Origin of the sequence: Micromonospora sp. WMMC250 (assembly GCF_027460215.1) — a bacterium.
GTDB classification, from domain to species: domain Bacteria; phylum Actinomycetota; class Actinomycetes; order Mycobacteriales; family Micromonosporaceae; genus Micromonospora; species Micromonospora taraxaci.
Map to the genome: position 1 here is coordinate 1,116,051 of NZ_JAPZBJ010000002.1, position 20,327 is coordinate 1,136,377.

Annotated in this window: 23 protein-coding genes; 14 read left to right on the plus strand and 9 right to left on the minus strand. The window is 69.6% G+C overall.

Annotated elements, in window-relative coordinates; translation table 11 throughout:
- Positions 1–263: 263 nt before the first annotated feature.
- Together O3438_RS04590 and O3438_RS04595 are read right to left on the minus strand one after the other, a co-directional pair.
- Positions 264–1,055: a GntR family transcriptional regulator gene (locus O3438_RS04590; protein WP_088991689.1), complete on the minus strand. Its 792-nt coding sequence runs from the start codon at positions 1,053–1,055 to the stop codon at positions 264–266.
- A 124-nt stretch (positions 1,056–1,179) separates the two neighbouring features.
- Complete coding sequence (locus tag O3438_RS04595) at positions 1,180–2,049, minus strand: PAC2 family protein (protein WP_269678735.1); 870 nt, start codon at positions 2,047–2,049, stop codon at positions 1,180–1,182.
- Between the two features lie 277 nt (positions 2,050–2,326).
- Here O3438_RS04595 and metH point away from each other — a divergent pair, with 277 nt between their 5' ends.
- Both metH and O3438_RS04605 read left to right on the plus strand, forming a co-directional pair.
- Positions 2,327–5,827 carry a methionine synthase gene (metH, locus tag O3438_RS04600; RefSeq protein WP_442929704.1) on the plus strand — a complete coding sequence of 1,167 codons (3,501 nt, stop codon included), beginning with the start codon at positions 2,327–2,329 and terminating at the stop codon, positions 5,825–5,827.
- Between the two features lie 260 nt (positions 5,828–6,087).
- Entirely contained in the window at positions 6,088–6,546 is a 459-nt protein-coding gene (locus O3438_RS04605; protein WP_269678737.1) for a suppressor of fused domain protein, read from the plus strand.
- Positions 6,547–6,647: 101 nt separating this feature from the next.
- Here O3438_RS04605 and O3438_RS04610 read toward each other — a convergent pair whose 3' ends face one another.
- Positions 6,648–7,289 (minus strand): hypothetical protein, encoded by a 642-nt coding sequence (locus O3438_RS04610; RefSeq protein ID WP_269678738.1) that lies wholly within the window; start codon positions 7,287–7,289, stop codon positions 6,648–6,650.
- Positions 7,290–7,452: 163 nt separating this feature from the next.
- Here O3438_RS04610 and O3438_RS04615 point away from each other — a divergent pair, with 163 nt between their 5' ends.
- Positions 7,453–8,016, plus strand: a complete 564-nt coding sequence (locus tag O3438_RS04615) for a dihydrofolate reductase family protein (RefSeq protein ID WP_269678739.1) — start codon at positions 7,453–7,455, stop codon at positions 8,014–8,016.
- 602 nt (positions 8,017–8,618) lie between these two features.
- On the opposite strand, the gene O3438_RS04620 is transcribed toward O3438_RS04615, so the two are convergent.
- Positions 8,619–9,116, minus strand: a complete 498-nt coding sequence (locus O3438_RS04620; RefSeq protein ID WP_269678740.1) for an N-acetyltransferase — start codon at positions 9,114–9,116, stop codon at positions 8,619–8,621.
- 93 nt (positions 9,117–9,209) lie between these two features.
- Here O3438_RS04620 and O3438_RS04625 point away from each other — a divergent pair, with 93 nt between their 5' ends.
- Positions 9,210–9,554, plus strand: a complete 345-nt coding sequence (locus O3438_RS04625; protein WP_269678741.1) for a hypothetical protein — start codon at positions 9,210–9,212, stop codon at positions 9,552–9,554.
- Between the two features lie 78 nt (positions 9,555–9,632).
- Here O3438_RS04625 and O3438_RS04630 read toward each other — a convergent pair whose 3' ends face one another.
- Positions 9,633–10,058, minus strand: a complete 426-nt coding sequence (locus O3438_RS04630) for a DUF6924 domain-containing protein (RefSeq protein ID WP_269678742.1) — start codon at positions 10,056–10,058, stop codon at positions 9,633–9,635.
- Between the two features lies 1 nt (position 10,059).
- Between O3438_RS04630 and O3438_RS04635 the strand changes: the two genes are divergently transcribed.
- Together O3438_RS04635 and O3438_RS04640 are read left to right on the plus strand one after the other, a co-directional pair.
- The gene (locus O3438_RS04635; protein WP_269678743.1) at positions 10,060–10,467 is read left to right on the plus strand and encodes a hypothetical protein; all 408 of its coding nucleotides are present in this window, start codon (positions 10,060–10,062) and stop codon (positions 10,465–10,467) included.
- 105 nt (positions 10,468–10,572) lie between these two features.
- Positions 10,573–11,049: a hypothetical protein gene (locus O3438_RS04640; protein WP_269678744.1), complete on the plus strand. Its 477-nt coding sequence runs from the start codon at positions 10,573–10,575 to the stop codon at positions 11,047–11,049.
- Positions 11,050–11,068: 19 nt separating this feature from the next.
- Here O3438_RS04640 and O3438_RS04645 read toward each other — a convergent pair whose 3' ends face one another.
- Positions 11,069–11,479: a hypothetical protein gene (locus O3438_RS04645; protein ID WP_269678745.1), complete on the minus strand. Its 411-nt coding sequence runs from the start codon at positions 11,477–11,479 to the stop codon at positions 11,069–11,071.
- A gap of 63 nt (positions 11,480–11,542) precedes the next feature.
- On the opposite strand from O3438_RS04645, the gene O3438_RS04650 reads away from it, so the two are divergent.
- The 3 genes from O3438_RS04650 to O3438_RS04660 all read left to right on the plus strand — a co-directional run bounded on the left by O3438_RS04650 (position 11,543) and on the right by O3438_RS04660 (position 13,645).
- Positions 11,543–12,319 carry a hypothetical protein gene (locus tag O3438_RS04650; RefSeq protein ID WP_269678746.1) on the plus strand — a complete coding sequence of 259 codons (777 nt, stop codon included), beginning with the start codon at positions 11,543–11,545 and terminating at the stop codon, positions 12,317–12,319.
- 308 nt (positions 12,320–12,627) lie between these two features.
- Entirely contained in the window at positions 12,628–12,879 is a 252-nt protein-coding gene (locus O3438_RS04655; protein ID WP_269678747.1) for a hypothetical protein, read from the plus strand.
- Positions 12,880–13,204: 325 nt separating this feature from the next.
- Positions 13,205–13,645: a VOC family protein gene (locus O3438_RS04660; protein WP_269678748.1), complete on the plus strand. Its 441-nt coding sequence runs from the start codon at positions 13,205–13,207 to the stop codon at positions 13,643–13,645.
- Positions 13,646–13,752: 107 nt separating this feature from the next.
- On the opposite strand, the gene O3438_RS04665 is transcribed toward O3438_RS04660, so the two are convergent.
- Entirely contained in the window at positions 13,753–14,472 is a 720-nt protein-coding gene (locus tag O3438_RS04665; RefSeq protein WP_269678749.1) for an SDR family oxidoreductase, read from the minus strand.
- Positions 14,473–14,609: 137 nt separating this feature from the next.
- Between O3438_RS04665 and O3438_RS04670 the strand changes: the two genes are divergently transcribed.
- Positions 14,610–15,464 (plus strand): LysR family transcriptional regulator, encoded by an 855-nt coding sequence (locus tag O3438_RS04670; protein ID WP_269678750.1) that lies wholly within the window; start codon positions 14,610–14,612, stop codon positions 15,462–15,464.
- Positions 15,465–15,521: 57 nt separating this feature from the next.
- Positions 15,522–15,971: a GNAT family N-acetyltransferase gene (locus O3438_RS04675; RefSeq protein ID WP_269678751.1), complete on the plus strand. Its 450-nt coding sequence runs from the start codon at positions 15,522–15,524 to the stop codon at positions 15,969–15,971.
- Here O3438_RS04675 and O3438_RS04680 read toward each other — a convergent pair.
- Together O3438_RS04680 and O3438_RS04685 are read right to left on the minus strand one after the other, a co-directional pair.
- Positions 15,928–16,872 (minus strand): NAD-dependent epimerase/dehydratase family protein, encoded by a 945-nt coding sequence (locus O3438_RS04680; RefSeq protein ID WP_269678752.1) that lies wholly within the window; start codon positions 16,870–16,872, stop codon positions 15,928–15,930. The genes O3438_RS04675 and O3438_RS04680 overlap by 44 nt on opposite strands.
- A gap of 67 nt (positions 16,873–16,939) precedes the next feature.
- Positions 16,940–17,971, minus strand: coding sequence for a trypsin-like serine peptidase (locus O3438_RS04685; protein ID WP_269678753.1), 1,032 nt, complete (start codon positions 17,969–17,971; stop codon positions 16,940–16,942).
- A gap of 201 nt (positions 17,972–18,172) precedes the next feature.
- On the opposite strand from O3438_RS04685, the gene O3438_RS04690 reads away from it, so the two are divergent.
- The 3 genes from O3438_RS04690 (at position 18,173) to O3438_RS04700 (ending at position 20,279) form a co-directional block, all read left to right on the plus strand.
- A complete protein-coding gene (locus O3438_RS04690) occupies positions 18,173–18,601 on the plus strand; it encodes a VOC family protein (RefSeq protein WP_269678754.1) in 429 nt (142 codons plus the stop codon).
- Positions 18,602–18,683: 82 nt separating this feature from the next.
- The gene (locus tag O3438_RS04695) at positions 18,684–19,268 is read left to right on the plus strand and encodes a hypothetical protein (RefSeq protein ID WP_269678755.1); all 585 of its coding nucleotides are present in this window, start codon (positions 18,684–18,686) and stop codon (positions 19,266–19,268) included.
- A 66-nt stretch (positions 19,269–19,334) separates the two neighbouring features.
- The gene (locus tag O3438_RS04700; protein WP_269678756.1) at positions 19,335–20,279 is read left to right on the plus strand and encodes an acyltransferase domain-containing protein; all 945 of its coding nucleotides are present in this window, start codon (positions 19,335–19,337) and stop codon (positions 20,277–20,279) included.
- The last annotated feature ends 48 nt before the right edge of the window (positions 20,280–20,327 follow it).

The window sequence follows — 20,327 nt, forward strand, 5'->3', positions numbered from 1 at the left end:
ATGGTTGGCATGGGTTCTCCCCAGGTTGCTCGACACCGGAACGGAGCGATCCGGCCATCGATTACACTCGCAGTATAGATACCGAGTGTATAGATGCAACGGCTCGTCGCGCGGCGGGAGCTTCGCGGTCGCGGCTGCGGTCCGCGCCATCCCACACTTTCGTCGATCATGAACTTGTGGTGGCCGAAGTGCGGTGTTCCACACCTTTTGCGGGGCGCCACAACTCCATGATCGACCAGAAGTGTGGGGGGTGGGGGTGGGGGTTAGCCCAGGACCAGGCCGGGGTCGGGTTCCGGGTCGGGGGTGGGGCCGGGGATCTTGTACTCCTCGGTGAGGGTGGTCATCGGGCCGGGCCAGGTGGCCTGAGCGACCTCGATCGGTTTGCGGTGCGCGTCGTACGCGATGTGCAGCAGGTGCAGCACCGGGGTGTCCGGCCGGATCTGGAGGGTCTCGGCCTCCTCCCGGCTGGGCTGGCGGGCGCTGATCGTGTCGGTGGCCGAGACGTACCGCCGGCCGGTGACCTCCTCGGCCTCCTGGTAGAGGGGTCGGCCGAACGCCTCGGCGCGCTCCAACGACGTGCCCGTGGTGTCGCGGGGCAGGAACCAGGAGGCCCCCACCTCGACAGGGGAGTCGTCGGTGCGGACGAGGTGCCGGCGGCAGAGCAGGTTGGTGCCGTCGGAGACGCCGAACGCGTCGGCGACCTCGGCGGGCGCGGGGGAGAGACCGACGGAGACCAGCTGCTGGCGGTACCGGGCGGCCAGGTCGGTGTGGTAGCCGCGGAAGCCGCCGTACCGCCCTCGGGAAAGCCGGTTGAGTCGGCGGCGGGTGCCCCGGACGTACGTACCGGAGCCGGGTTTGGTGATCAGGATGCCCTCGACCCGCAGCTGGTCGACGGCGCGTTGCACGGTCTGCTTGGCGACGCCGAACATCTCGGCGATGGCCGGGATGGACGGCAGGCGCTCGCCCGGCCCCCAGTCGCCGCGGCGGACCTGGGCCTTGAGCTGCGCGGCGATCTGTCGGTGCGGGAACTCCGCGGCCCCGGGATTGATCTGCACACCCGCCTCCTTGATCACATCTAGGTTCCTAGGATGCCTTAGAGGGTGTGACGGCGCTACCCCGGACACGCCAAAACGGGCCCCCGGACCCCAAAAGGTCCGAAGGCCCGCAGCGGGGGACGTGCTACCAGGAACCGGCGGTGGGGCCGGCCGAACCGCCCCGTCGGCGCAGGTACTTCTCGAACTCCTGGGCGATCTCGTCACCGGTCAACGGGGTGATGCCCTCGTCGCCGACCCGTTCCTCCAGCTCGCGAACGTATTCGCCCAACTCGGCGTCCTGCTCGGCGGCGCTGCGTACGCGCTGCTCCCACTCGGCGGACTCCTCGGCCAGGTCGGCCATCGGCACCGGCAGGTCGACGACCTCCTCCACCCGGTGCAGCAGGGCGAGGGTGGCCTTCGGGCAGGGCGGGTTGTTGGCGTAGTGCGGCACGTGCACCCAGAACGAGACGGCGTCCACCTCGGCGCGGGCACAGGCGTCGTGCAGCACCCCCACGATGCCGGTCGGCCCGTCGTAGCGGGTGGGGGTGAGCTGGTAACGCTCGGCGGCCTGCGCGTCGGAGGCGCTGCCGCTGATCGGCAGCGGCCGAGTGTACGGAACATCGGCGAGCAGCGCGCCGAGCAGCACGACCCGTTCCACCTCGAGGCTGTGGCAGATCTCCAGCACCTGCTCGCAGAACGTCCGCCAGCGCATGCTCGGCTCGATGCCGCGGATCAGCACCACGTCACGGTCGGTGCCCTCCGGGCTGGCCACCATGAACCGGGTCGTCGGCCACTCCACCCGGCGGGTCTCACCGTCGGCCATCGTGATGGTGGGCCGGCTGACCTGGAAGTCGTAGAAGTCCTCCGGGTCCAGCTCGGTGATCTGTCGGGCGTTCCAGACCTGCTCCAGGTGCTCGACCGCGGCGGTGGACGCGTCGGCGGCGTCATTCCAGCCCTCGAAGGCGGCGATCGCCACCGGGGACCGCAGCACCGGCAGTCCGTCGAACTCGGTCACGCCGTCACCTCACCCTGCTCGTCGCGGTCGGCGCCGGGATCGCGCCCGGTCGTCGTACCGTGTGGCACAGTGGCGTCCCTGTTGTCCTTCACGTCCGCCAGCCTACGTGCCGGGCAGGGATGCGGCCCGTCGGCCGCGCCGGTCCACCGGACCGGCGACCGGTCATACACGAACGAACCAGACAGCGTGATCCCGGCGACACAATATGGGAACGCGCGCCGAGGACCGCTGGGTGCGATGCGGACCGCACTAACCTGAACGGGTGCGGACTTCGTTGATGGATGTGCTGGCCGACCGGATTCTCATCGCCGATGGGGCGATGGGCACGATGCTGCAGGCCGCGGACCTCACGCTCGACGACTTCGACGGTCTCGAAGGGTGCAACGAGATCCTCAACGTCACCCGGCCGGACGTGGTGCGCGGCGTGCACGACGCCTACCTGGCCGCCGGCGCGGACTGCGTGGAGACCAATACCTTCGGCGCCAATCTCGCCAACCTCGCCGAGTACGACATTCCGCAGCGCATCCGGGAGCTGTCCGAGGCGGGCGCCCGGATCGCCCGGGAGGCCGCCGACGCGGCCAGCACCCCGCAGCGACCCCGGTTCGTGCTCGGCTCGATCGGGCCGGGCACCAAGCTGCCCACCCTCGGGCACGCCGCCTACGCGACCCTGCGCGACGCGTACCAGGAGAACGCGGCCGGTCTGATCGAGGGCGGCGCGGACGCGCTGATCATCGAGACCTGCCAGGACCTGCTCCAGGTCAAGGCGGCGGTGGTCGGGTCGAAGCGGGCGATGGCGGAGCTGGGCCAGTCGGTGCCGATCATCTGTCACGTGGCGGTGGAGACGACCGGCACGATGCTGGTGGGCAGCGAGATCGGTGCCGCCCTGGCGGCGATCGAGCCGCTCGGGGTGGACCTGATCGGCCTCAACTGCTCCACCGGCCCGGCGGAGATGAGCGAGCACCTGCGCTACCTGTCGCAGCACTCCCGCATCCCCCTGTCGGTGATGCCGAACGCCGGCCTGCCGGTGCTGACCGCCGACGGCGCGTACTTCCCGCTGACTCCGGTGGAGCTGGCCGAGGCCCTGGAGCGGTTCATCACCGACTACAGCGTGGGGCTGATCGGCGGCTGCTGCGGCACCACGCCGGAGCACATCCGGGTGTTGTCCGAGCGGCTGCACGGCAGCGTCGCCCCGGCCCGCGAGGCCCGGCACGAGGCGGGTGTCTCCTCGGTGTACCACCCGGTGCCGTTCGCCCAGGACGCGTCGGTGTTGATGGTGGGGGAGCGGACCAACGCCAACGGTTCCAAGGCGTTCCGGGAGGCGATGCTCGCCGGCGACTGGCGGGCCTGTGTCGAGATCGCCCGCAGTCAGGCCCGGGACGGCTCACACCTGCTCGACCTGTGCGTCGACTACGTGGGCCGCGACGGCACGCAGGACATGCGGGAGCTGGCCGGCCGGTTCGCCACCGCGTCCACCCTGCCGATCATGTTGGACTCCACCGAGCCGGCGGTCATCGAGGCCGGGCTGGAGATGCTCGGCGGCCGGTGCGTGGTCAACTCGGTCAACTTCGAGGATGGCGACGGCCCGGAGTCCCGCTACGGGCGGGTGATGCCGGTGATCCGGGAGCACGGTGCCGCAGTGGTGGTGATGTGCATCGACGAGGAGGGGCAGGCGCGCACCGCCGCGGACAAGGTCCGTATCGCCTCGCGCACCATCGACGACCTGACCGGCAGGTGGGGGATGGAGCTGTCCGACATCCTCATCGACACGCTGACCTTCCCGATCGCCACCGGGCAGGAGGAGACCCGCCGCGACGGCATCGAGACGATCGAGGCGATCCGGGAGATCGCCCGGCGCTACCCGGGCATCAACTTCACCCTGGGCATCTCGAACATCTCCTTCGGGCTCAACCCGGCCGCCCGGCAGGTGCTCAACTCGGTGTTCCTGCACGAGTGCGTGCAGGCCGGCCTGACCTCCGCGATCGTGCACGCCAGCAAGATCCTGCCGATGTCGAAGATCCCCGACGAGCAGCGTGAGGTCGCCCTGGACATGGTCTACGACCGGCGCCGCGAGGGGTACGACCCGTTGCAGCGATTCCTCGAACTCTTCGAGGGTGTCGACGTGACCAGCGCCCGGGCCAGTCGGGCGCAGGAGCTGGCCGCGCTGCCGCTGGACGAGCGGCTCAAGCGGCGGATCATCGACGGTGAGCGCAACGGCCTGGAGGCCGACCTGGACGACGCGATGGCCGGCGGCCGGTCCCCACTGTCGATCATCAACGACATCCTGCTGGACGGCATGAAGGTGGTCGGCGAACTGTTCGGCTCCGGCCAGATGCAGTTGCCGTTCGTGCTCCAGTCCGCCGAGGTGATGAAGACCGCGGTGGCCTACCTGGAGCCGCACATGGAGACCACCGAGGACGGCGGCAAGGGCCGTATCGTGCTCGCCACGGTGCGCGGTGACGTGCACGACATCGGCAAGAACCTCGTCGACATCATCCTGTCGAACAACGGCTACGAGGTGGTGAACATCGGCATCAAGCAGCCGATCAACGCCATCCTCGACGCCGCCGAGAAGCACCGTGCCGACGCGATCGGCATGTCCGGGCTGCTGGTCAAGAGCACCGTCATCATGAAGGAAAATCTGGTTGAGATGGCCACGCGCGGGGTTGCGGAGCGCTGGCCCGTCCTGCTCGGAGGGGCGGCGCTGACCCGCGCGTACGTCGAGGACGACCTGCGGTCGATGTTCCCCGGCCAGGTGCACTACGCCCGGGACGCGTTCGAGGGCCTGTCCCTGATGGACAAGGTGATGACCGCCAAGCGCGGCGGGGCCCCGGTGATCGACCCGGAGCGGGAGGCCGCCCTCGCGGCCCGGCGCGCCCGCCGGGAACGGCAGCGCACGATGGTCACCGAGTCGCTGCCCGAGCTGCACGACTCCTCGGTCCGCTCCAACGTGGCAGTGGACGTGGAGGTGCCCACCCCGCCGTTCTTCGGCACCCGCGTGGTCAAGGGCGTGCCGATGGCGGATTATGCGGCGCTGCTCGACGAGCGGGCCACGTTCCGCGGGCAGTGGGGGCTCAACGGCGCCCGGGGCGGCAAGGGACCCTCCTACGACGAGTTGGTCGAGACCGAGGGTCGGCCGCGTCTGCGGTACTGGCTGGACCGGCTGATCGCCGACCAGGTGCTCGAGGCAGCCGTGGTGTACGGCTACTTCCCCGCGTACTCCGAAGGCAACGACCTGGTGGTGCTCGACGAGAACGGGCACGCGGAGCGCGCCCGGTTCTCCTTCCCCCGGCAGCGGCAGGAGCGGCGGCTCTGCCTGGCGGACTTCTTCAAGCCCAAGGGCGACCAACTCGATGTGGTCGCGTTGCAACTGGTCACCGTCGGGCAACCCGTCAGCGAGTACGCGGCGAAGCTGTTCGCCCGCAACGAGTACCGCGACTACCTGGAGGTGCACGGGCTGTCGGTGCAGCTCACCGAGGCCCTCGCCGAGTACTGGCACCGGCGCGTCCGGGCCGAGATGACCCTGCCCGACGGCCGTCCGCTGGGCCACGACGACCCGACCGACCTGGCCGGTCTGCTGCGCAACGACTACCGGGGCTGCCGGTACGCGTTCGGCTACCCGGCCTGCCCCGACCTGGAGGACCGGGCGAAGATCGTCGACCTGCTCGGCGCGGACCGGATCGGTGTCGAGCTGTCCGAGGAGTTCCAGCTCATGCCGGAGCAGGCCACCGACGCGATCGTGGTCCACCACCCGGAGGCCAGCTACTTCAACGCCAAGTAGCGTCGGAGGCGGTCAAAGGGCCGGCTGTCCTGCGGCAACGGAGATCGCCTCGCGCTGTCCCACCACATGCTTGACAGTTGATCTAGCCTAGCTACGCCAGGTAATCGAGATTGCGGAGCTGTGGCAAGGGAGCTCATGGTCGACGTCGCAGACGAGGCTCCTGGCTGGGCCGCCATTGAGGCGGCGGTGGCAACCAGGACGAGGGATCACCGTCCCCTGCACTGGGGACCAGCAACCTCCCAGGTCAGGGCCTCTACGGCTTGAGCGCGTACCGATCCGCCGGCTACTGGTTGCTGGTTACGTTCGGGATGACCGACCTGTTTTCGAAGAACAGCGATGAGCTGGACGTCAGCGGCTGGGGATACGAGCTGACGATGCGCGTACCCGTGGACGCCGACCAACCTCCCGCGTGGTCCCTGCGTCTGCTCGAACGACTGGTCGACTACGTGTTCACCAGCGGCAGGTCCTTCACCGAAGGTCATCGCATGGACCCGGGCGGCCCGATCACGGGCCTGGCGACCACCCGGCTTCGCGCACTGGCCTTCGCTGCCGACCCTGACCTGCCGCCCATCGACTCCCCGTACGGCTCAGCACGGTTCCTGACCGTCGTCGGGATCACCGCAGACGAACTGGACCGTATGAAGGCCACCACGACGGCCGAGGTACTGAGCGAGCTGGCCGAGCGCTCGCCTCTGCTCGTCACCGATCCGACACGCTAGCCCTCACCCGACTGCCGGCAGCAGCCGCCAAGCGTGTGGTGGCACGCGAGGCATGTCCCGTGACGCGAGCGGCGCCTCCGGCGCTTGCTCGGATGGTGTGATCACCTCTGGGACGGGTCCAATTCGGGCAGCACCCGAAGCCATGCCCGGATGTCAGCGACGAGACAGGCGTCGGTCATGTGCTCGACGAGGGGCGCGAGGTCGGTCAAGATCCGTTCGATGGCGAGAAGCCGGTGGTAATCCTGGTAGTCGTCGGTCACGGTGAGGGCTTGCCATCTTGCCTGCCAGTCTTCCCCTGGCTGGACGAAATCCTCCTCGGTGAGCGGGATTGCGCGGAGGGTCGCTGCTCGGGCAGCAGCTTGTTCCCGTGTCATGCCGAACCTGTCGACAGCCTTCCGGGCGACCGTGTCCAGCCGAGCGCTCGCTGGTAGCTGCTGGACTCGCTGACCTGCGTCGAGGGCGATCGTGATGAGGGAGGTGAGGCGTGCGACCGCCATCTCGATGGGAAAGCCGTGGTCTGATGCCAGGTCGATCAGGAAGACCGCCAGTGGCATGTCGGCTTGGGGCCGACGGGTGGGCCAGCCACGGTGCTGGCGGAGCACATCCAAGGTTGCTGAGTCGATCAGTGCGAGCCACCAATACTCGTTACTGACCGCCTCAGGCTTGCGGTCGAGTAGCCACTGCCTACGTAGCGCCGGCTCAGTCAGTAGAAGTCCGCGATAGGTGCCTTCAAGCTCTGCCACCCCACGCCTCCCGGGTTCAGGCATTGCTGCGCTGACGACGGTAGCTTGCGAGAGTGGGACGCCTGAGGTCCTCCGGAGCCCTGAGCCATGGTCGTGCCGCCTTGGGCAGTCTGCGGCGTGGTGATCTGTACGGCGAGGAGTCGCGTACGGGAGGCTGATCACCATGCGGAGACTGACCTTCGGTATGAACCTGAGCCTGGACGGCTACATCAATGCGCCGGACGGCGACCTGGGCTGGGGTGTGCCGAGCGACGAGCTGTTCCAGTGGTGGTCCGACCGGGTGGGCGCGACGGGCACGGCGCTCTACGGGCGCAAACTGTGGGAGGCGATGAGCTCCCACTGGCCGACCGCCGACCAGCGGCCGGGTGCCACACCGGCGGAGGTCGAGTTCGCCCGCCGCTGGCGGGACATGCCGAAGGTGGTGTTCTCCTCGACGACCAGCACGCTCGACTGGAATGCCCGCGTGGTCACCGGCGACGCGGTTGCCGAGATCAGCAGGCTCAAGGCCGAGGACGGCGGCCCGCTGGATATCGCCAGCGCCACCCTCGCCGCGGCGGCCATGCGGGCCGGGCTGATCGACGAGTACGCGGTCGTCACCCATCCGGTCCTGGTGGGTGGGGGCACGCCGTTCTTCGCGACATTGGACAACTGGGTGAAGCTGACCCTGATGGAGACTCGGACGTTCCCCGGCGGCGTGGTGTTGACCAGGTACGAGACCAGACGCTGAGCACCCCGACCTCGAGGCGGCCCGGGGTCCGGTCTGCCCAGACCGGCTGCGCAGACCGGCTGCGCTCCGAAGCCGCCCTGGCTCAACGCCTAGCAGCTGCCATCACCTGTGTCACCACCGCTGCCCCCATGCAGTGGAGGGCTGAACGGGAAGTCCCCGGCGTCATTGTCTGCGCGGCGATGCCGTGATCTCCAGAAGGAGATCAGCGCGAGGACCACCACGGCGACCAGGACCCCAGCAACACCGACGAGGCCCACGGCCTGGATCACCGACGCCATCAGCCGAGTGCCTTGTCCGTCGAATGTGGCTCCACCTGGGCCGGTTCCACCTCAGGACCGCGAGACGCACGCGACCAGTGATGGGCGAGCAGAGATGCTCCCGTCAGCAGCCAAACTCCCAGGCCGTGCCAGCGGAGCAACAGCCCGATGCCCGCTGCGAGCCAGAGCGTCCCGCCCACGAGCGCGAACAGGCTCTGGCGGCGTGCACGCGTCATAACGCGAGATTAGATCCGCGGGGCAATTTTCTGTCGCGTACCCGAAGCGTGCAGGTTCAGGGCTCGCGGGGTTGACATCCACGGGAGCATCGGGATGGCAGCCGCCGTGTCACGAGGCAGGCGGCAGCGCGATCCAGTCCTGCCAGGACATGTCGCGGCCCAGATAGCGGGGCTGCTGGAAGGGCCAGTCAGCGGCGATCCACTGCGGCACCAGCGCGTCGAGCGCGTGTTCCACCTCGCCGCCGACGAGGTCGTCCACCACCCACCAGGAGACCTCTCCGTCGGAGCCGGCGCGCTCAGGCGGGTCGATGTAGACGCAGCCGAAAATGGCCGTCTCTTTGTCGTCCAGCAATGCGTAGTTGAACGACAGGTGCGCGGCTATCTCCTTCTCGTGCCGCAGCAAGTCGATGCGGTTTTCTTCATAGGTCATCGTCTCCGACGGCCAACCCCAGGCCGGCCCGAAGATCTCCCACAGGCGATCCCGGGAGCCCATCACGGCGGGGTAGTCGATCGCGGTGTCCGCCTCCCGGATCGGCCGCAGGTGAAGTGCGGTAGCGGGCACGGGCACGTAGACGGGGTGGACGAAGTCCGCAGGCAGCCAGGTCACAACGGCCGAGGCTACAACCAGCGGGTACGACTGCTCACCAGGTGACCAATCCGATCCCCACGCCGAGCGTCCGAGGCTGCGACGATGGTTGCCGTGAGTCAGACGGTGGAATGGGACCGCGTGGTCGAGGGCGCTCGTGTCAGCTTCATGCCCGGCGAGGGGACCGACCCTGCGACGGCGGACAACATCGATGCTCACGTCTACCTCGCCGACGGCACCCATCGCTACGCCACCTTCATGACGACGGTTGAGATCGGCCGGCTCCTGCGACGGTGGGCTAAGACCGGGGAGGCCGGCGGTGGTCACTACTTCTGGTGCTCCGACCTGGTCATCATTCCGAGACCCGGCGTCGAGACAATGGTGGCGGCCCTGGAGGAGATGATCCGGACCGGCGACATCGACGTGATGCTCAGCAAGGTGGAGGACAGCTCGATCTAGCTGGGTGACGTTCGGGTTGGACGTCGGCGGACTCGGCCGTCACCTCAGAGCCTCCGAAAGAGGTCCCAGACCAGGACGTCAATCTGCGGTGACGCCCCGGTACCTGCCTGACTCGTCAACGGCGTCGGCGAACTCGGAGAAGTCCATGTTCGCGATGGTGAGGTTCGTCGAGACATCCGCGTACCAGCGGGGTGGCACCCGGAAGGTGCGGCCGGGCTCGTCCGCCAGGTCGAGTGCGAGCAGCCCGCGTTCGACGTCGGCCATCGTGGTCGCGTCGGCAAGGAAGAGGTACGTGAGCTTGTCGTCGTCGCTCGCCGCGTTGTCCGCGTCGATCAGCTCTTGAAGGCTCACGCCCGCGTACGTCGGGTCGCTGGCGAAGGTGGTGGAGTCGGCGCCCTTCCCGGTGCGTAACGCCGCCTGCACCGATGCCCAGGCGGTGTCGTTGGTGAAGTCCGTACGGAGCACCAGCGACGTGAGGTCCTCAGGCTGGGGTAGAGCGATCACGATGCGAATCCTTCCCTGCCCCTCCGCTGACGTGGCCAGCCGGGTCAGCTTCGGCGGCCTGGCATTGGCGACCCCTGCTTCTGCCGCACATCGCCTAGCAGCTGCGCAGGACGCGCTCCACGTCGGCGCCTGCGTGGACGACCACCGCATCGGCGCGAAGTTCCTCGGGAAGATGCTGCCGCTGCCCTTCGTGCGCGAGCAGAGTGGGGCAGCCAGGTGGAAGCACGACGGCATCAGCGAGCCCGATGTACCTGACGAGCATGTCGAGAATGGCACCGGCGGAAAATCGGCTGACCACGAAACCGCTGAGCGTGCCGTCGGCGAGTGCGGCGTAGACGTCGGCCCTGCCGCCTCGCCCACCATCGGCGCCGCCTCGCCCTGCTCGAACCGCTGGACGACCATGTCGTAGCTCATCGGAGGACGCTAGCGCCTTCGGCCGCAGGTGACCGAGACGACGCCAGGTAGTCCCTTCACCGGACAGTGCGTTGTCGATGCCGGAGTTACCGTTAGCGGCATGATGGTGCGTACGCGCTGGATGATGCCCCACCCGCCGGAGGTGTTGTGGCCGGCGCTGTGCGACTCGCGCCTGGAGTTGCAGCCCCGGTGTCCGGTCTTCTATCTGGGCACGCCCCGGCCGACGACGTGTCGCCTGCCGGACGGCGCGGGTGAGGTGGGCGCCGCCCGGCAGTGTGTGTCGGAGCAGGGCGTGGTGCGGCAGCGGATCACGACGTGGGAACCGCCGGCCCGACTGGCGTTCCACATGGAGTCGACGGACCTCGGGTTCCACCGCTTCGTCGACCAGCTCGGGGATGTGTTCGAGTTGGCCCCGACAGAGCGCGGCACCCGGGTCACCCGGACCACGACGGTCACGGTACGCGGGTTCGGCCGTGTGGCTCTCTATCCGGCGCTGTGGGTCGGGTTGAAGTCGGTGCACCGCTTCGTGTTCCGCAACTGGCAGAAGATGCGGTTGTCGCCACCAGCGGCGGTGTGACGGCCGGCGCGAGCTGCTGTCAGGGCTGGGGCTGCGGCGTCCGGTGGCCGGCCCGGGTCACGGCCGCGTAGCTGACGGTCCCGAGGAGGGACCCGATCCCGGCGTACAGGATGCCGTCCCACGGTTGGGGCAGCCAGCCCTGCAACATCCAGGCGGCACCCACTGCCACCGGCACTGCGGTCAGCCAGGCTGCGGCGACAGCCCAGCCCGAGCGTCGGTCACCCTGGTCGTGGACGAAGCCCAACGCGCTGAGCATCGGCAAGAGGCTCTCGGAGTAGAACCATGACAGGGCCAGGACGGGGAGAGTTCCGATGGACAGACCAATGGCCCATCGCCGGAGGGCGGTGGCGAGGGGCACGATCGACCGGGAGGCGCCCAGTCGACTGGCGGGGTCGTCAGCTGCGCTCGTGGCTGGAGGCCGCTCGTTCATCGGACGATGGTCCCAGCGGTCGATGAACGGCGGAAGGCCCGCGACGGCTGGCAGCACGGCAGAATGACTGTGTCCATGGAACGGGTCGAGGACCCCGCCAGCCTGTTGACCTGGCTCGCAGACCGCCCTGACCACGAGGCGCTCACCGGTTACGACCCGGTCGGGTGGGAGTCGTCGACCTGGATCCTCCATGCGATGTACGAGAATCCTGGCCTTGCGGGTCTGGGTACGCAGGTCGACATCCTTCGCCGCGGGCTCGAGGCTGGAGACCTTGCGCCGCTGGTCGTCGGTGGCATCAACCTCGACGAGGACACGACCGAGACCGGCATACCGTTGGGTTACGTGTCCCGGCCCGGTGGCCCCTGGCAACGGGTGCTCTGGTCGACGTACCTGGCCCGAGGGTCGGGGCCGGAACGGGATCGGACCTTCCCGCCAAGCTACAGCTGGTTTCCCCATGGCAGTTGGCCCGCTGACATCCAGCCACCACCTGAGGGCTCTCTCGACGAGGAGAGCCTCGATGCCCTGCTCGACGCCCTGAGCCAGCACTCGGTCGACGGCCCCGGCACGGAGTGCGTCGCCTTCTACGCATCCGTGCCCACCGGGGACTTCGACCAGCTCCACGTGTGGCGCGGCCCGTTGTCGGCAGTGCCCGGCCTGATCGAGGGGCGTGGAGGACGCTACTGGTTCTCACCGACGAATCTGTGGCCGCTGGATCGGGCCTGGATGGTGTGGACGGACTGCGACTTGCAGGGCACCAAGGTCAGCGGATCTGTTTCGCTGATCGAGGCCATCGAGCGTCACCCCGTTCTGGAGACGACGGACTGGTCGGCCGGGCGCTGACGGGCGCTGTGGGACCGGACGCGCGGCAGTACCGGATTTGCCGGCGAGCCGCATCCATGGGCCAGTGGAGGGACGCGAACGGCTGTTGCGGAACACCGCCAAGGTGCGGCGACGCCGGATCGGTCTCGCCGTGTTCGGCGCGGGGGTCGTCTGGGCGGCGTCTGCGGCATTGGCTGATCCCGGCCACCATTTCCACAACAAGGCGCCGCTGTACGGGCTGTTGGGCGCAGTCACTGTCGTTCTCTCCCTCATTGCTCCGGCTCCGGGGACGGTCAGCCAGCAGACACGACGGGCGGCGGACGTACTCCTTGCTCTTCCTCGACGATTTCACTGTCGACGCCGAAGAAGTGATCGCGGTTCTGCGTCGGTATGGCAGAGGCAGGGTCGACGCCCTGGAGTACCTCCAGTGCCAGGCCACCCGGCGAGCCGTCGCGAGCTACCTGCGGGGCGACGCGCCGCAGGCGGATCCGCGTCTGGCCGACTACCTGGCCGAGCAGCGCCGCTTCGAGGAGGACGGGCCTGGTGCCTCCACCTCGTCGGACCTACCGGACAGCCGGTGAGCCCCGGCTCACCACTTTCCGCCCCACCAGAGCGCTATCGTGGCCAGGGCACCCACCAGGACCACACATCCGAGCCCCGAGCAGATCAGCGCGGCCATGCCAGCGAAGGCTCCGGTGTCCACGGCCGGACTGTACCTCCCGGATCGGGGCCTGATCGCTGCGGGTCGACGACGCGAGGGGCACGCCGATCGTCCCGGGTGGGATGACGGCGGCCGCGTGGCCCACGTGACGGACCGGCTGTTTCGGGTGTCGAGAACGGCCGGCCGGCTTCGTCCCACGGGAGAATGCGGCGACCGTGACCGCACCGCACCCGAGGAGATCCAGCATGGCGATCCAGCGGATGGACAACGTCCTCATCGTGGTCGAGGACCTCGACGCTGTCATTGCGTTCTTCGGCGAGCTCGGCATGGAGGTGGAGGGGCGAGGGCCGGTCGAGGGGCGGTGGGTGGAACGTGTCATCGGGATCGCCGACGTGCGGCAGGAGGTCGCGATGCTGCGGACCCCGGACGGTCACGGCAAGGTCGAGTTGGCGATGTTCCACACGCCGAAGGCGATCAGCGCCGAGCCGAGGGACGCGCCGGCGAACACACTGGGCATCCGTCGCATCATGTTCGCCGTCGACGACGTCGAGGACACGATCGCCCGACTGCGCGGTCACGGGGCCGAGCTCGTCGGGGAGGTGGAGCGGTACGAGGACATCTTCCTGCTCTGCTACGTCCGGGGTCCGGAGGGAATCGTCGTCGGGCTGGCCGAAGAGCTTCGCTGAGAGCCACCGCAGTCGTCGATGAACCACAACGTCGGCGTCGGCGTCGTGCAGCTCGCCGACGCCGACGCCGACGCCGACGTCAAGATCCGTGCGCCGGGTGTCGCGGGTCAGGCGAGAAGCGTGCCGCCGTCCACGGTCACGATCGTGCCGGTGGCGTAGGTCGACCGGAGGAGGTACGTGAACGCCTCGGCGACCTCCTCGGGTTCGCCCACCCGGCCGAGCGGCAGTGATGCGCTGAGCTGCGCGTACATCTGCTCTCGGGCTTCCTCCGGCAGTGAGTCCCACAGCGGTGAGCGGATGACGCCGGCGGAGACGGCGTTGACCCGGATCGGGGCGAGTTCGACGGCGAGCGAGCGGACCAGCGCGTCGATCGCCCCGGTGATGCTGGACGCCACCGACCAGCCCGCGTTCGGCCGGTGGTTGGCGGTGCCGGTGGTGAGGGTGATCGACCCGCCGGGTCGCAGGTGGGGCAGTGCCGCGTTGACCGCCGCCAACGAACCGAAGTAGCGCAGGTCGAAGGCGGTACGGGCGGCGGCGAGGTCGAGGGCGTCGACGGACATCAGCGCGAGCGGTTCGCCGGCGGTGAAGACGAGGTGGTCGAACGGGCCGAGCCCCTGGAACAGGCGGGACACGTCGGCGGGGTCGGTGAGGTCCGCGACGTACCCCTGGGTGCCGCCCGGCAGGCTGGCGAGGGCGCGGTCCACGCTGCGCTGGTTGCGGGAGGCGACCACGACCTGGGCGCCCTCGTGGGCGGCCCGGGTGGCGGTGGCGAGCCCGATTCCCGAGGTGCCGCCGAGGACGACGACGCGCTGGTCGGTGAGGGTCATGATCGGGTCCTTCCGGATGGTGTTTCGCTGACGGTTACCACCGTGCGCCGGTGCGGGCACTCGCGTCCAAGACCTCTTTCACCTGCTGTGATACCCGGCGGGTATCGTCAGGTGCGTACGAGGCGGGCGGAGGGCCGGTGGACGTCGATCTGCGCAAGCTCCGCTACTTCGTGGCGGTCGCGGAGGAGTTGCACTTCGGCCGCGCCGCCGCCCGGTTGCACATCGCCCAGCCGGTCCTGTCGCGCCAGATCCGGGCGCTCGAGCACGAACTACGCGCCGAGCTCTTCGTCCGGGATCGCCGCTCCACGGTGCTGACCGAGGCCGGCCGGCAACTGTTGGCCGACGCCGGTCCGCTGCTCGCCTCGGCCGACGCGCTGCGCCGGCGGGTGCAGCGCGCGGCGCACGGCCGGCAGACGTTCACCATCGCGTTCATGCCGGGCATCATCGTCACCGCCGAGGCCCGCGCCATCGCCCAGCTGCACCCCGATCTGGCCGTCGGTGTCCTCCGCACCTCCTGGGACGACCAGGCCGAGGTGGTCCGCGAGGGGCGCGCCGACGTCAGCTACGTACGGCTTCCGGTCGACCACCGTGGTCTGCGCCTACGCCCGCTGTTCACCGAACCCCGGGTCGTGGTCCTGCCCGACGAACACCGGCTGGCGGGTAAGGAGTCGGTCGACCTCGCCGAGCTGGTCGAGGAGCGCCTGCTTCAGGACCCGGACGCGGTGCCCGAGTGGCGGGACCTGCCGAACCGGCCGGTCGACTCCGATCCCCGCCCCCGGCCCGAGCTGAACTCCGTCGAGGAGAAGCTGGAACACGTCGCCGCGTACGCCGGTGTGGTGATCCTGCCGCTGTCGACCGCGACGTTCTACACCAGGCCGGGCGTCGTCCACGTGCCGGTCGACGACCTCGGGCCCAACCAGGTGTGTCTGGCCTGGGCCGAGGACAACCGGTCACCGCTGGTGCGGGAGTTCGTCGAGATCGCCGCGCGCTGACGCCGCACCGCGAGCCCGCGCACCGGCCCCGATGGGGGTTCTGGTTAGGCTCCGGGCGTGTTCCGTGCGGCAGGGCCTGACGACCTCACGCAGATCATCCACCTCTACCGGCAGCTGAACCCGGACGATCCGGTGCTGGACGACGGCTCCGACCGGGCGGCCTACCAGCGGATCCTCGACACCCCCGGGCTGAGTCTGTTCGTCCTCGACCTGGACGGCGTCGTCGTCGCCACGACCTACCTCAACGTGATCCCCAACCTGAGTCGGTCGGCGTCGCCGTACGCCGTCATCGAGAACGTGGTCGTCGAGGAATCCCTGCGGGGCACCGGTTTGGGTCGGCAGATCATGGTCGGCACGCTCCAGGCCGCGTGGGACGCGGGCTGCTACAAGGCGATGCTGATGACCGGCTCGCGCACTCCCGCCACCCACGCGTTCTACCGCGCCTGCGGGTTCGCACCCGACGTCAAGACGGCGTACCTCGCTCGCCCGCCGGCGTCGGACGGCTAGGGAAGGTCTCGCGGAGCGCGACGTCCAGCGACCGGCCGGTCGTCGGCTCGATGAACAGGTCGGTGAGCAGCAGGTCGGCGACGTAGGTGGGGTTGACCCCCGACTCCTTGCCCCCGAGGCCCTGCAACGCGCCGCCGAGGCGCAGGGCGGCTCGTGCCGCGCCGGCCGGTAGCCGGGCGACCCGGCGGCGTCGACCGACCGCCTCGGCGATGCGCGCGAGCATGTCGGGCCAGGTGAGGTTCTCGTCGGCGACCGGGATGTCCGCCCCGCTGGCCTGCTCAAGAGCGTCGGCCGCGACCTCGGCCACGCTGCGCGCCGAGGCCGCGGCGCTTCCGCCGGTCGGTGCGACAAGAGGTGTACGCGAGCGCGCCCACCGGTCCAGCGGACCGGCCCAGTTCGGCAGCCGGTCGCCGGCCCGACCGAAGACGAAGGGCAGTTCGAGGACGGCGACCGGCAGATCCGGACCGGCCGCCGCCCGTCCCTCCCGGGCCTGCTCGACACGGCACCGGATGTACGTGTGCCGCTCGGGCAGCCGCCACTGCGGATGCAACCTGTCGAAGTAGGTGTAGTACGAACCCATCACCACCCCACGGGTGAGGCCCTGCTCGCGGGCGGCGGTGAACAGGCGTACCACCGGGTCGACGTTGTCCCGGCGGAACTGCGGGTAGATCGGCTTGGGCAGCGGCCGCTGCTCGTCGGTCCGGGTGGCGTACACGACGCCGTCGTGACCGGCGAGCAACGACCTCAGCTCCTCCGGGGAGGCGGACCCGACGTCCAGCAGGTGGTCGACCCCCGGATGGGAGGTACGCGCCACAGCTGTCGTGGCGTGACCGCGCTCACGCAGCACCTCCACCACGTGAGCGCCGATCAGACCGCTCCCACCCACCACGAGAATCCGCACGCCACATCGTCCACTCTGGAGACCGGTGCTTGTCAACCCACGACCACCACCGCCGGCGGAGCGTCGGTCACTGCTTGTTCTTCGCCACGTTGTAGATGTCCAGGACGTCGTCGTCGAAGTAGGGGCCGTACATGTTGCCGGAGAACTTGTACGACATCACCGAGTTGACGAACCCGAAGCGCAGGTCGTTGTCCCACGCGCGCAGGAACGGGCCGCCGCTGGCGCCCCGGGTGAGCGGGCAGTCCTTCAGCTTGATCCGCTGCGCCCCGGCGGCCTTGGTGGTGCCCTGGTCGTAGTACTGCGACTCGCCGTCGTACGGCGGCTCGCCCGGGTAACCCAGCAGCAGCACCGAGAGCTTCTTGGACTGGTTGACGCTGAGCCCCTGCCCGCCGGTGACGTGCACGAGCCGCTTGCCGCCGCGCGGGTGCATGGTGACGAAGGCGAAGTCCCACCAGAGGAAACCGTTGTCGACCCACCCCTCGACCGAGGTGAACTCCTTGGGGAACCAGAGGCCGTGCACCGCGACGCCGTCGGTGAACTCCGGCGCGTACGCCCAGTTGTCGAACCACACGGACCCGCCGTCGCCGGGGTGCACGCAGTGGCCGGCGGTGGAGACCAGATTCGCCTGCGGGTTGTTGACTGTTGCGCCGGAGCAGAAGAAGTCCTCGTTGTTGTGCCGGAAGAAGACCCGACCGACCCCGGGTGAGGCGTTCACCGCCTGGGTCGCGTGGCTGCTGCCGCTGGCGGCGACGCCCAGACCGGCGGCAGCCGGCGACCGTGGGGCCGCGGGCTCCGCGACGTCGCGCGGCGCACCGACGCGGCCGGGGCGGTCGGCAGCCTCCCCGTCGGGGGCGTCGACCCCGTCCGGTAGGGGAGCGGGCCGTGCCGCTCGCATTCGTTCGGGCGTCCAGTAGGCGTCGCCCACGGCCGCCGCGATGTCCGCGTCGGTCGACGGCCGTCCGTTGATGGTGGCGCGCCCTTCGGCGACCGTCGCGGATCCGTTCGGCGCGGCGGTGCCGGCCTGGGCGGGGGCCTGCGCGACGGTGACGCTGGCCAGCAGCATGATGCCCACCGAGGCGAATCCGAGGTTCCTGCGCACGTGACCTCCCGGGGATGGCGGCCGGAGACGGTCGCTCCGACGTCGCGCCGTCCACGCTAGGTGTCCGTGGTCGATCCACAGTGGTCGTGTCGTATGCGTTCAGTGACGGGTGGCTGACTGCGAAACGCGCCGGCACAAAAGCGCCGCGAGGTGCGACCGCAGCGAGGTGCGACGACAATGGGCGCTCGGAGGTGATCGATGATGAGCGATCAGGAGAGCGTTCCCCGATTGGGTTCGGTGGTGCTGGACGGCACCGACGCGCGGGTGTTGGCTGAGTTCTACCGACACCTGCTCGGCTACGTCTATCGGTCCGGCGACGAGCCGCCGGCGGCCGGACAGGACGACGAGCGTGGTCGTGACTGGCTGGTTGTGCGGTCCCCCGACGGCAGCGTCCAGCTCGCGTTTCAGCAGGTGGACGACCTGCCGGAGTCGACGTGGCCGAAGAACGACGTACCTCAGCAACTGCACCTGGACCTCACCGTGACGTCCGTCGAGGAACTGCTGGTGCAGCACGAGCGCGTCCTGCGCCTCGGTGGCCGGCTGCGCTACGACCGCATCGAGGATCCCGACGAGCCGCTGCGCGTGTACGCCGACCCGGCCGGTCACCCGTTCTGTGTTCTCGTGGGGTAGTGGCGGCGAGGACACCGTCCGCGCCCGACGTATGGCATAGGTTCGACATGCTGAACACCATCGTCGGGAAACGGGGACGAGGATGCCGGAACCGCGCGCCTTCTGGCTGGACGAGCAGTTCGACCGCGAACACGGCAGCGACGGTCGCGGCCGGTACGAGGCGGAGGTGCTTCGTCGGATCGGCGAGTTCGACGAGACCTGGGGTGACTTCGCGCCCGTGGCATTCGCGGCGACGGCCTGGCGGGTGGCCACCGAACTGTCGCCGGGCTTCGTCCGCTGGCACCGGCGGATCATCTCGGCGACCTGCGCCCGCAGCCCCTGGGACGGCAGCATGGTCTGCGCGGTCACGGTGGCCTCCCGCTGGCCCGCTGAGCTGACCTGGACCAAGCAGTGGCAACGCGACCGTGGCTGGCGGGACTGGCCGCAGCTGTTCGGCCAGTTCACCACCCCCACCGAGCAGGACCAGACGCGCAGTCCGCATCTGCGCGCGCTGCTCCAGGTGGAGGCGCCGCTGCCGCTCGACGGTCTGCCGCCGACACCCACCGGGCCGGACGACGACGTCACCACCGCGGCGCGTCGGGCGGTCGTGGTGCTGACCCGGGAGCTCAACGAGCTTCTGGCACCGATGATCGGGCAACTCGACACCGAAGTGCCCGCCGACTCCTGACGTCCCGGGCCCCGGCCGACATCGCGGGCACCCACCGGAGGGCCGAACGCCGGTAGGGTCGTCGCCGTGGATCCGCACGACATCGCCGCTCGGCTCGCAGTGCCCGTCGAGGAGGTCGCACGCGTCGCGCAGCTCGCCGGCGACCGACCGTCGGTTCCGCTGCCCGCCAGGGCCGACGCTCCGGAGCTGCTCGCTCGGCTCGCGGTCCGGCCCGACGACGCCGCCGAGATCATGCAGGGCTGGCCGGACCCGTCCTCGCCGCTCTGGACGCCCGAGCTGCGCTGGTTGCTCGACCGGTCGATCGCCCTGGTCCACGCCGACCTCGCAGGCCACGGTTGGCTGTCGCCCGGTCCGGAGTTGCCCCGCGAGCGGGGTCCCGCCTGGCGGCACCTCTACGTGTACGCGTACCTCGCCCTGGTGGACGTCGCGCGGGGCTACCATCGCGACCACGGCGTCCCTGACGACGTGTCGTGGCGCAGCCTCGCGGACCTCGGCCGCAACCTCGCGATCGACCGGCGGATGCGCGGTGAGGGCTGGCCGGTCATGCAGAGCTGGCTGACGCTGCACGTGCGCGGCAGCATCTACGAGCTGGGCCGGCTGCAACACCACCCCGGCGACACGGCCATCGGCCTGCACGTTCCCGACGCGGGGCCGTTGACCCCGGAAGCGGTCGCGGCGTCGCTGGACGAGGCGCGGGTGTTCTTCGCCCGCCATTTTCCCGACGAGACCTACACCGCGTTCTCCTGCGGCTCGTGGCTGCTCGACCCGCAGTTGCGGGAATACCTGCCCGAGGGGTCCAACATCGTCCGGTTCCAGCAGATGTTCGAGCTGGTCCCCTACGAGGAGAAGGACGGCCCGGACGCCGACGTCGAGGTGCTGCGTTTCGTGTTCCGCACGCTGAGCACCCCGCTGGACCAGTTGCCCCGCCGCACCGCGCTCCAGCGTGCGATCGTCGACCACCTCAGGGCTGGTCGACACTGGCACTGGCGGCACGGCCGCTTCCCGGTCTAGCCGACAGCGCCGACAGTCGATGGATCGGTGGGCCCGGCCCGTCACCGA

Coding starts and splice junctions, on each gene's coding strand:
- metH (WP_442929704.1), top strand. CDS start 2,327: ATGGATGTGCTGGCCGACCGGATTCTCATCGCCGATGGGGCGATGGGC.
- O3438_RS04615 (WP_269678739.1), top strand. CDS start 7,453: ATGCGGAGACTGACCTTCGGTATGAACCTGAGCCTGGACGGCTACATC.
- O3438_RS04665 (WP_269678749.1), bottom strand. CDS start 14,472: ATGACCCTCACCGACCAGCGCGTCGTCGTCCTCGGCGGCACCTCGGGA.
- O3438_RS04650 (WP_269678746.1), top strand. CDS start 11,543: ATGACTGTGTCCATGGAACGGGTCGAGGACCCCGCCAGCCTGTTGACC.
- O3438_RS04660 (WP_269678748.1), top strand. CDS start 13,205: ATGGCGATCCAGCGGATGGACAACGTCCTCATCGTGGTCGAGGACCTC.
- O3438_RS04690 (WP_269678754.1), top strand. CDS start 18,173: ATGAGCGATCAGGAGAGCGTTCCCCGATTGGGTTCGGTGGTGCTGGAC.
- O3438_RS04635 (WP_269678743.1), top strand. CDS start 10,060: ATGCGAATCCTTCCCTGCCCCTCCGCTGACGTGGCCAGCCGGGTCAGC.
- O3438_RS04695 (WP_269678755.1), top strand. CDS start 18,684: ATGCCGGAACCGCGCGCCTTCTGGCTGGACGAGCAGTTCGACCGCGAA.
- O3438_RS04645 (WP_269678745.1), bottom strand. CDS start 11,479: ATGAACGAGCGGCCTCCAGCCACGAGCGCAGCTGACGACCCCGCCAGT.
- O3438_RS04640 (WP_269678744.1), top strand. CDS start 10,573: ATGATGGTGCGTACGCGCTGGATGATGCCCCACCCGCCGGAGGTGTTG.